General features: G+C 66.0%; 8 protein-coding genes. 5 read left to right on the forward strand and 3 right to left on the reverse strand.

The window, feature by feature from the left end; all coding sequences use genetic code 11:
- Window positions 1–42: 42 nt before the first annotated feature.
- The 3 genes from JWQ90_RS16545 to JWQ90_RS16555 all read right to left on the reverse strand — a co-directional run bounded on the left by JWQ90_RS16545 (window position 43) and on the right by JWQ90_RS16555 (window position 2,959).
- Window positions 43–1,713, reverse strand: a complete 1,671-nt coding sequence (locus JWQ90_RS16545; protein WP_299696096.1) for a PQQ-binding-like beta-propeller repeat protein — start codon at window positions 1,711–1,713, stop codon at window positions 43–45.
- Window positions 1,714–1,834: 121 nt separating this feature from the next.
- Window positions 1,835–2,332 carry a DUF3016 domain-containing protein gene (locus tag JWQ90_RS16550; RefSeq protein WP_299696097.1) on the reverse strand — a complete coding sequence of 166 codons (498 nt, stop codon included), beginning with the start codon at window positions 2,330–2,332 and terminating at the stop codon, window positions 1,835–1,837.
- Between the two features lie 30 nt (window positions 2,333–2,362).
- Complete coding sequence (locus JWQ90_RS16555) at window positions 2,363–2,959, reverse strand: TIGR00645 family protein (RefSeq protein ID WP_299696098.1); 597 nt, start codon at window positions 2,957–2,959, stop codon at window positions 2,363–2,365.
- A 106-nt stretch (window positions 2,960–3,065) separates the two neighbouring features.
- Between JWQ90_RS16555 and JWQ90_RS16560 the strand changes: the two genes are divergently transcribed.
- The 5 genes from JWQ90_RS16560 to JWQ90_RS16580 all read left to right on the forward strand — a co-directional run bounded on the left by JWQ90_RS16560 (window position 3,066) and on the right by JWQ90_RS16580 (window position 10,582).
- Complete coding sequence (locus tag JWQ90_RS16560) at window positions 3,066–3,992, forward strand: alpha/beta fold hydrolase (RefSeq protein WP_299696099.1); 927 nt, start codon at window positions 3,066–3,068, stop codon at window positions 3,990–3,992.
- Window positions 3,993–4,094: 102 nt separating this feature from the next.
- A complete protein-coding gene (locus JWQ90_RS16565) occupies window positions 4,095–4,556 on the forward strand; it encodes a VOC family protein (RefSeq protein ID WP_299696100.1) in 462 nt (153 codons plus the stop codon).
- Between the two features lie 103 nt (window positions 4,557–4,659).
- Window positions 4,660–7,686, forward strand: a complete 3,027-nt coding sequence (locus JWQ90_RS16570; protein ID WP_299696101.1) for a PEP/pyruvate-binding domain-containing protein — start codon at window positions 4,660–4,662, stop codon at window positions 7,684–7,686.
- Window positions 7,687–7,946: 260 nt separating this feature from the next.
- Window positions 7,947–9,272, forward strand: coding sequence for a hypothetical protein (locus JWQ90_RS16575; protein WP_299696102.1), 1,326 nt, complete (start codon window positions 7,947–7,949; stop codon window positions 9,270–9,272).
- Window positions 9,269–10,582: an Npt1/Npt2 family nucleotide transporter gene (locus tag JWQ90_RS16580; RefSeq protein ID WP_299696103.1), complete on the forward strand. Its 1,314-nt coding sequence runs from the start codon at window positions 9,269–9,271 to the stop codon at window positions 10,580–10,582. The genes JWQ90_RS16575 and JWQ90_RS16580 overlap by 4 nt, the downstream gene beginning before the upstream one ends.
- The last annotated feature ends 133 nt before the right edge of the window (window positions 10,583–10,715 follow it).

Genomic DNA, 10,715 nt, shown 5'->3' on the forward strand with positions numbered 1-10,715 from the left:
CCCGAATGGCATTGCGGCTTGATCAGCGGATGTTGCGCAAGCTCAACCCCCCGGCAGCCTGAACACCAACAGCGCATTGCCCGGTCCGGCCTGCATCGGGCCGGCCTGGCCGAAGGTGTCGTAGCCGGAATTCACCAGCACGTCGTTGCCGGCGACGATCGCGCCCACCGAATCGATCGTGCCGCCGTTGCCGGTGTTGCCGGCGGCGTCAGTGTAGGACTGCACGGTGTCGTAGGACCAGAGTTCGGTGCCGTCGCTGGCGCGCAGGGCTTTGACGACGCCGTCCAGCGAGCCGGCGAAGACTACGTCATTGGTCACCGAGACCGCCGCGGAATAGATCGAGCTGATCGCCGCGCCCTGATATTGATGCGTCGGATGCACCTGCCACAGCACGGCGCCGCTCGCCAGATCGAGCGCGTAGACGCCGGGATGCGCTTCGCCGGCCGGCGGCGGTGTCGGTGCCGTGATCAGGCCGCCGAGCTGGAACTTGGAGGTCTTGTCGAGCGTGACGTCGCTGATCGCGACATAGACGCGGCTGGCGTCTGCGGCCATGCCCCAGTGCACGCCGCCGAGATTGCCGCCGCGGCCGAGTCTGCGCTTCCAGTTCAGCGCGCCGGTGTCGGGGTCCAGCGAGTAGACCACGCCGTTCTTGGCGCCGGCGATCACGGCGTCCCTGGCGCCACTGCGCCTGGCGATGATCGGCGATGCGCCGAAATCGAAGTCCGATCCTGCCGGCTCTACGCAGTCCGAGCGCAGCGGCGGGCGCAGCTCGCAGCCGGCGTTCCAGGCATCGCCGGCGGTTGCCTGGTAGACCCATTTGACGGCGCCGCTGTCCAGATCGAGTGCGATCACCGAATCCGAGTTGTCGGTGGTCGGCGGCGTCAGGTTCTGGCCGGTGCCGATGTAGAGGTTGCGCCGCGCTGTATCCACCGCCGGCGTGCCCCACAGGCTCATGCCGTTGGGTGCGAACTTGCGCGAAGACGCCTGGTAGGTCGCTGCCGCAGCGGTGTGATACGTCCACATCGTCACGCCGGTATAGGGATCCAGCGCCTGCAGCGTGCCGTGGCTGCTGCAGCAGACGCGCACGAACTGGAAGATCGTGTTCAGCACTTCCTTGCTGGCCACCGGCACCAGCAGCTTGCCGTCGTAGAACTGCGCGCCGCCGGTGATCGAGCTGTTGTCGGCGTCGTAGCCGATGAAGCGCGTCCAGGCCAGTTTGCCGCTGACCGCATCCACGGCGTAGTAGTGGCCGAAGTAGTCGCCAGCCAGGATCAGCGCGCTCCGCTGCGGGTCGGCGTTGAGCAGATACACCGACGAGGAGCGCACTGCATTCTTGCGCAGGCTGCCGTCGATTTTCTGCGGGATCGGGTACGACCAGTACTGGCAGCCCGAGACGCGATTGATCGCGACCACGTCGAGCCCGGCCGACAGGAACACGGCCTGGTCGGTGACCGCCGGTGCGCCGCGTTTTTCGGTGCTGCCGCTGGCGATGTGGCTCAGCGCGAGCTGCAGCGTGCCGACATTGCCGGAGTCGATGGCGGATGCCGCATTGCGCGTGTTCGACAGATCGCCTGTGAAGCCGTTGCTGCGGACCGGCGAGTTGCGATCCACGGTGTCGGTGCAGGCGGCGGCCCGGGCAAAACCGGGTAGCGCCGCCAACGCCAGCAGCAGCCACGACAAGCCCGTCGCCAGGCGGCGATGTTTCCGGTTCATTTTTATCCTCCCTGTGAGCCCGTCCTTGAGCCTGCCGCGATTCTCGCCCGGCACCGCGGTCCAGGTACAGCCTGGACGCCTGAACAGCGTAGGCCGGCAATCCCTTGCCGGCCTACGCTGTTCAGGGCTTGCCGTCGACCGGGAAGCGCTTGTCGAACCAGGTCTTCAGCATCTGTTTGTCGTAGTACAGCGTGCTCTCGGAGCCGACCTGCCGGCCGAGCTGGTAGTTCATGTCGGCGATCGAGTCCTCACCTTCGCCGACGGTCTTGTCGCCGTCGCCGAGGCGGTAGTGCAGCTGCATGCTCGGCCAGGTGCTGCTGCGCAGATAGCGGATGTCCTCGTTGCCCGGCGGGCTGCGCCAGGGTTCGTACTGGCCGGCCAGGTCCAGCGCGAGCACGGTGATCGCCAGCGTCTGCTGCGCCGGCAGGCGCTCGCCGAGCTTCTGCAGATACGTGGTCAGCGTCTTGAAATTGCGGTCACGGTCGGCGCCGCGATTGCCGGCGTCGACGTAGTGGTCGGGGTCCTTGAACTCCACCGTGACCGTGGCGGCCTGGGTGGCAGCGATCGGCGCCGCAACCGCGGCGGTCAGCAGCAACATCTTCAGCGGCATTCTGTTCATCGGCGTCCTCAACAACCGGCCCCGCTTGGATCAGCTGGCCGGGTGATCGTTCACTTTGTGGCTCATCGCACTCATCAGCCGGTCGGTGTAGGCAATGCCAACGGCCGAGATGATGAAGGCCAGGTGGATGATCGTCTGCCACATCACCGAGGTCTCGGTGAACGTGGTGCAGGCGGTACCGGCCGGTACGCTGGCGCAGACCGGCAGCGCGCCCAGCGTGCCGGCGGCGATGAAGGTCTTCAGCAGATGGATCGACGAGATGCCGATGATCGCCATCGCCAGCTTGACCTTCAGCACGGAGGCATTGACATGGCTCAGCCATTCCGGCTGGTCCGGGTGGCCGTCGAGCCCGAGCCGCGACACGAAGGTTTCGTAGCCGCCGACGATCACCATGATCAGCAGGTTGGAGATCATCACCACGTCGATCAGCCCGAGCACGATCAGCATCACCTCCTGCTCGCCGAGGTTGAACGCACCGTGGATCAGGTGGTACAGCTCCTTGACGAACAGCACCACGTAGACGCATTGAGCCAGGATCAGGCCGAGATAAAGCGGCAGCTGCAGCCAGCGCGAGGAGAAGATCAGGCCGGCCATGGGCGACAGGGCAGCGGTTTTCGGATTCGACATCGGGACGGTCGCGTTGGGTTGGGCCGCAATCTTAGCCGGTCGGCGCATCGGCGTAGGTCGGCAATCCTTTGCCGACATCAGGCCCCCACCGTGCGACACTCCGTCCATGCCGACCGCAGCCACATTCCGCCACGCGCTCCACGCGATGCTGATCGCGCCGCTGCTGTTGCTGCCGGTGTCGGCCTCGGCGTTCGACGAGGCGTCACCGTCGATGGACGAGATCGGCATTCCCAGCGGCGGCGTCAGGCTCAACGGCCTGATCTACCTGGCGGCGGGCAAGTCGGCGCATCCGGTGGTCGTGTTCCTGCACGGCTATCCAGGCAACGAGCGCAATCTGGACACGGCCCAGGACGTGCGGCGCGCCGGCTACAACGCGGTGTACTTCGACTACCGCGGCTCCTGGGGTACCGGCGGCAAGTTCTCGTTTCAGCATGGGCTCGAGGACGTCGACGCGGTGATGGCCTGGCTGCAGGCGCCCGCGAATGTCGCGAAATATCATATCGACCCCAAGCGCATCACCCTGGTCGGTCACAGCTTCGGCGGCTGGCTGGCGCTGATGTCGGCTGCGCATCTGCCGGATACGGTGTGCATTTCGTCGATGGCCGGCTGGAACCTCGGCTGGGCTGCGAAACGCTTCGACGAACACCCGAAAGAGCGCGCCGAGAGCCTGGCCTATTTCGTCGAAACCACCGACGGCGAGTCGGGCCCGATCGACGCGCACGCCGACGATCTGATCGCCGAGATGGAAGCGCACGCCGAGCCCTGGGACTATCTGAAGCAGGCAGCGGCGCTGAAATCGCATGCGCTGCTGCTGATCGGCGCCACCGACGATTCGCCGGACGAAGACGCGCTGATGAGCAACGCGATGGCCAGCGCGGTGAAGAAAGCCGGCGGCCATCGCGTGCGGGCGCTGACATTCCAGGATGATCATCCGTTTTCCGCGAACCGCGACCCGCTATCGGCCGCGCTGCTGCATTGGCTGAGGACCGACTGCGCCGCGCAGCAGATGCCGCGGCCTGCGTCGAAACGCTGATCGCGAAACGTAACCGGACGCCCCGGTGCCAGTATCCGGGCCGTACCCGGGCTGCGCTTGGCCGGGTTAATCTTCGGGTGTCCCTACCTTGCGAGCACGACGATGACCCGGCGAGTCCCTGACGGTTATCACAGCCTCACGCCCTACATCGTCGTCAGCGACGCCAGTGCGGCGATCAGGTTCTATTCCGAGGTGCTGGGCGCGATCGAACGGCTGCGCTTCGCCGAACCCGGCGGCCGGATCGGCCACGCCGAACTGCAACTCGGCGATTCGGTGCTGATGATTGCCGACGAATATCCCGAGTCCGGCGTGCTCGGACCGGCCAGGATCGGTGGTACGCCGGTGTCGCTGATGCTGTATGTCGGCGATGTCGACGCGACACTGGCGACGGCGGTCGCAGCCGGCGCGACGGTGCTGCGCGAAGCCGCGGATCAGTTTCACGGCGACCGCAGCGCGACGATGCTGGATCCTTTCGGCCATCGCTGGACGCTGTCGACACACCAGTTCAATGTATCGAAAGCCGAGATGCAGCAGCGCTGGAAGCAGATGAGTGGCGAGGCTTAAGTCCGGATTAATCGCCTGCCGCCAGATTGAGTGCGTTGATTGGAATTTTTGATGATCGCTAGGGGCCGCGCTTGCAGGCGATCTCGATAACCGGGAGTGGTTCATGCGGCTAGGGGCCTGGCGTATCGGGGCGACGTTGGCCTGGTCGATCGCCTTTTTGACGACGCAGGCGCTGTCGGCTCCGGCCGCTGCGGTTGCCGCCGCGAAGCAGGACACCGGCAAGCCGCCACCCAGGATTCCACCGCCGCAGACGGCGGCGGCGCAGCATATCGATCCGTCCTTCAACGCTGACACCGGCCGCGCCTGGATCGCGGCGATGAAGAACGCGGCGCTCGGGCCGTTCAGCCGCATCCGCTATTTCTGCTCGGACGGCCAGATCCTCGAGCCGAAAGCTTTCATCTGCGAGCCTTTCGGCGGCGGCTACCAGCACGGCGAGTGGAACGCGCAGACGCTGAAGCTGCGCGCCGCCGGCTATCCGGTCGCCAACCTGCTGGTCACGGTCGCGCCTGAACAGGTGATCGGCGCAGATGCCGATCCGGACCTGCTGTCGATCCTGGTGATCGAGCGCTTCCTGATCTCCTACGACGATGGCTGGATCTATCGCCGGGCGCAGTTCTATCGCGGCGCGATCCAGGATCACAACGAGAAGGAAGCCGCGCGCAGCCTGCTGGCGGCGATCACCGCGGATGAGGATCTGCCGCACCTCGCGCTGCGCGAGGCCGCACGGTCCCTCCCGCATGGTGCCGACACGCCGAGCCTGAGCAAGGTGCGCAGCATGGCGGTGGTGCTCGACGACAAGGACCCGCAGTTCCACCCACTGCGCTCGCGCATCCATAACGCACCCGAGGCCGCCGACGCGGCGCGCGTGCGCACCTATGCGGCGAGCAGCAGCGCCAAGCCGGCGCTGCAGGCTGCATATGCGGAGCTGGTGGCCGCGATCGACCAGGCGTATCAGCCGCCGCCGCTGTCGCTGGCGCTGAGCCGGCTCAAGCGCTACCTGCGCGACGAGAAGATGCAGGCCGCGCTGCAGGATCTGGTCAAGGCGCAGACCGCGGCCGAAGCAGCGGACGCGGGCTTCGACGCGCGCCTGAAGTCGGCGTCCGAGGTACTGGTGTGGTTGCGCGGCCAGGGCTATGCGGCGGTCGCGCGCAATGCGCGGGTCGCCGCGATCGACGCCAGCCTCGACGCCGAGCAGGCCTACATGGTTGCGGCCTCGCAGGCGCTGCCGACGATGCCGGCGCTGACGCGCGAGCAGCGGCTGCACTGGCTGGCGTTCACGCAAGCCGCGCTGTACGGGATGGGCCTGCTGACCGATCGCGAATCGCAAGAGCTGGCGGCCGCGCTGGAGTCGCTGTCGGGCAAGGTCGAACTCAGCGACTACCGCAGCGAGCTGGAATACCTGGAGCGTGCTTCGGCCTGGTGCGGCAACCGGCTGAGCTACTACTACAGCAACGGTGTCGAGCGCCTGCGGCCGATCGAGCCGCTGGTCGAGGCTTTTGTGCCGGATCGTCTGCGCGCGAGCCCGCTGCTGTTCTATTCAACCGTACTGCAGACGCTACGCGTCGATGCCGACACGGTTTCGGGCGTCAGCCAGCAGCTGTTCGGCGAGCCGGCGGGCGGCGGCCTGCGCCGGCTCAATCCCGGCATCGCGCGCGGCATCCTGCGTACCTCGATGAAGAACGCCGGCGCCGGCAGCGAGCCGGCGATTTTCCTGGTGCCCGAAACCACCTCGGATCTGCCGGCCGCGGCCGGCATCCTGACCGAGGCCGAAGGCAACCCGGTGTCGCACGTGCAACTGCTGGCGCGCAATCTCGGTATCCCCAACGTGGTGGTGTCGCGCGATCTGATCCCGAAACTCGATGCCTACGACGGATCGAGGATCGTGCTGGCCGCGAGCAGCGGCGGCCTGGTCGAGATCGCCGAAGACGGCGCCAGATGGGACCAGGTGTTGGGCCAGGGCGCGCAGAAACCCAGCGTGGTGATCGTGCCGGACCTGGTGAAGCTCAACCTGCTGCGCGCCGATTTCGTATCGACCGCGAATCTGCGCGCCAGTGATTCCGGCCGCATCTGCGGGCCCAAGGCCGCGCATGTCGGCGAGCTGACCCATCGATTCCCGGATCACGTTTCACCCGGCCTGGCGGTGAGCTTCGGCATCTATCGCGAGCTGCTCAACGAGCCGGTAAGAGCCGGCGGCCCGGCGATGTTCGAATGGATGAAACAGCAGTACGCGGACATCGCGGTGCGGCGCCGGCTCGACCCCGCGCAGCACGCAAAACGGGTCAATACGTTCCTGGATTTCACCCGCGACTGGATCGCGAAACAGCCGCTGCCACCGGCCTTGCTGATGCGCATGCGCGGCGCAATGCTCGATCGCTTCGGCATGGAAGGCACTTACGGCGTGTTCGTGCGCAGCGACACCAATATCGAGGATCTGCCGGGCTTCACCGGCGCCGGCCTGAACCTGACGATCCCGAACCTGGTCGGCTTCGACAACACCGTCAAGGCGCTGCGCCAGGTCTGGGCCTCGCCGTTCACCGAGCGTGCCTACGGCTGGCGCCAGGACCTGATGGACCAGCCCGAGCACGTCTACGTGTCGGTGCTGCTGCACAAGTCGGTGCCCAATGAAAAATCCGGCGTGATGATCACCGCCGACGTCGACACCGGCGATCAGGACACGCTGACCGTTGCCACCAGTCTCGGCGTTGGCGGCGGTGTCGACGGCGAAGCCTCGGAGTCGCTGCATATCGATGCCGGCAGCGGCAAGGCCAGGCTGCTGGCCTCGGCCACCGCACGCCAACAACGCATGCTGCCGGTCAGCGGCGGCGCGAAGATGGTCGCGGCGCCGGCGCCCGACGCGGTGCTGAGCCAGGACGAGATCGACCAGCTCGCCGAGTTCGCGCGCAAGCTGCCGAAGGAATATGTCGAGCTGCACGACGACGAAGGCCACGCCACGCCGGCCGACATCGAATTCGGTTTCGTCAAAGGCCATCTGATGCTGCAGCAGATCCGCCCGTTTTTGCAGAACCGTTCGGCGAGCCGCCAGGAATATCTGCAGAAGATGGACGCGCAGCTGCGCAAGAACGCATCGGCCAAGGTCGATCTGAAGGACAAGCCGGAGATCGGATCATGATGACGAAAGCTCCGCGTCTTCCCCCTCTCCCGCGTGCGGGAGAGGGGGGCTTGATCCCCGGAACCGGCCAGCTCCTTCCCCCGCTTGCGGGGGAGTCGTTGGCCCCAGCGAGAATCGACTCATGTCGATTCGAGTTAAGCCAACGGCGGGATGGGGGCGAGACGATAGCGCCGCGCCTGCTCGCCCCCACCCCGGCCCTCCCCCGCAAGCGGGGGAGGGAGAGGTTCCTGGGTAGGGGACGGTCGTTGATAGGCGCAGCCTTGCTCTCCGCCGCCACGCTCGCCCAGGCCTATCCCTACGACGGCTACGCCTACACCGGCATCCGCCGGCTCGACTACGTCGCTCAGGTCTACGCCGGCACGGTGCCAGGCCGTAAATTGCAGCCGGGCCAATACCTGGGCATGGACCAGGTATTCCCGCGCTGGAACGGCACCGACGGCAAGGCGCTGCCGCCGCCCGATGCGGATCTGCAGGCCAGGCTCGACCAGCTGCTCGCCGGCAGCGGCTACGCCACCTACAGCGTCGCGCTGCTCGATCTGAGCGACGTGACGCATCCGCTGTATGCCGCGCACAACGCCGACGACAAGGTCAATGTCGGCAGTGTCGGCAAGGTGCTGGTGGTGCTCGCGCTGATGCAGACCCTGGCCGACCTGTATCCCGAGGACATCGCGGCGCGCGAGCGCGTGCTGAAAACCACGATGATCACCGCCGACGTCTACAGCCAGTACGACCATCACACGGTCACGTTCTGGGACCCGGTTGCCAAGGTCCGCAAGGCACGCTCGATCCGCGCAGGGGACCAGGGCACGCTCTGGGAGTACCTGGACTGGATGCTGTCCGCGAGTTCCAATTCGGCGGCCGGCATGGTGCAGAAGGAGCTGATCGCGCTGAAGCATTTCGGCAGCGCGTATCCGCCGTCGCCGGCGGAGTACGAAGCCTTTTTCAAGCAGTCGCCAAAAGTGCTCGGTGATCTTTACCTGCAGACGATGAACGATGCGGTTGCGCGCAACGGCTTCGACCCCGAGCAGTTCCGCCAGGGCAGCATTTTCACTCATGGCGGCAAAACCAAGGTTGACGGTACCAGCAGCTATGCGACCAGCGAGCAGTTGGTGCGCTACCTGTACCGCCTGGAAGCCGGAACGCTGATAGACGCCTTCAGCAGCCGCGAGATCAAGCGCCTGCTGTACATGACGCAGCGGCGCATCCGCTATGCCTCGCACCCGGTGCTGAACGATGACGCGGTGTTCTTCAAATCCGGCTCGTTCTACCAGTGCACCGGCGGTGGCGGCTGCCCGCAGTACAAGGGCAACAAGACCAACCGGCTCGCTTCGGTCGCGATCGTCGAGTCGCCCGATATGACGCCGCTGAATGTGCCGCGGCTGCGCTATCTGGTCGCGGTGACCTCGAATGTGCTGGGTGTGAACTCCGCGGTCGCGCACCAGTCGCTGGCGCTGAAGATTCATCGCTTCATCGAGGAGCAGCACCCGGTTCCGGAGTTGCCGCCGGCGCCGCCCGACAACGCATTCCCGAGCGTGCCGGTCGACGATCCCGACGATCCCGCGCGCAAGCAGAGCGAACAGCAATGAACTCGTCACCCGTCGCCAAGCGGCTCTCGTGGACCGGCAGCACCGCCTTGCGCTCGCTGCTGCTGTTCCTGAATTTCTTCCTGATCCTGCTCGCCTACTACCTGGTCAAGCCGGCGAGCCGCTCGCTGTTTCTGAGCCACCTCAGCAGCGACATGCTGCCGTATGTATGGACTGGCAGCGGCCTGCTGCTGCTGCTGCTGGTGCCGGGTTATCAGAAACTGCTGAAACGCTACGGCCGGTTGCGCGTGGTACTCGGCAGCTGCGCCGGCACATCAGTGCTGCTGCTGCTGTTCCGCGGCCTGTTCCATTACGCCAATGCGCCGATCGCGTTCGGTTTCTACATCCTGGTCGACATTTTCAGCGTGGTGCTGGTCGAGCAGTTCTGGAGCCTCACCAACAGCGTCTACAACAGCCGCGAAGGCAAGCGCTGGTACGGGCTGATCGCCAGCGGCGGACTGGTTGGCGGGATCGCCGGCGGCATGGTTTCGAGCGCGCTGGTCAAGTACACCTCGCTGAACACCGAAGACCTGATCAGCGTCGCCGCGGTGCTGGTGCTGGCGATGATGGCGCTGACCGGCCGGCTGGCGCGCGCCGGCGTCTACCGCGAGCGCGAAGTGGCGGATGCGCCGGTGCATCTGGACGAGCCGAGCATCGACTTCGGCGTCGTGCTGAAGAGCATCCGCTCGAACCGTTTCGTCGCGCTGATCGCGCTGCTGGTGCTGTTCTCGCAGATCTGCGAGCCGATCGTGGAATACCAGTTCATGCACCACGTCGAGGCCGCCTACGCCAACGGCGAGGCGCGCACCGTGTTCCTGTCGCAGTTCCTGAGCCTGCAGAGCGGCGTCGCACTGGCAGTGAACCTGCTGCTGACGCCGCTGATCCATCGCTACGGCGGCGTCATCGCCGGCCTGCTGATGCAGCCGCTGCTGCTCGGTGTGTCGGCGATGGCGTATCTGTTCAACACCGATCTGCGCACTGCGGCGGTGATGAAGATCAGCGATCGCGGGCTGTCGTATTCGATCAATCGCTCGTCGCGCGAGCTGCTCTATGTCGGCGCCGATGCGCACACGATCTTCAAGGTCAAGGCCTGGATCGACATGGTCGGCTACCGCGTGTTCAAGATCGTCGGCAACGTCGCGATCCTGCTGATCGTGCAGTGGACCACGTATCAGCAGAGCGAGACCGCGCTGTCGGCGGTGGTGGTGATGCTGTGCGTCGGCTGGGGGCTGTGCGTGGTCGCGCTACGCCGGGTCGGTGGTGCGGCGGGCAAGGCGCCGATGGCGCCGGTGATACAGGGAACCGCCGCCTGATCCGCCCGTAGGTTAACGTGAAAGAGACCTGATTTAGGGCGCAGAGGTCCCTGGCCTTTTGAGGCCATGGGAAGCGGGGTGGAGATCAGGGTGCTGCGGGGATCAGGCCGTACTGAGTGAGGGCCTTGATCCA

Source organism: Hydrocarboniphaga sp. (assembly GCF_028291725.1).
Taxonomy (GTDB): Bacteria; Pseudomonadota; Gammaproteobacteria; order Nevskiales; family Nevskiaceae; genus Hydrocarboniphaga.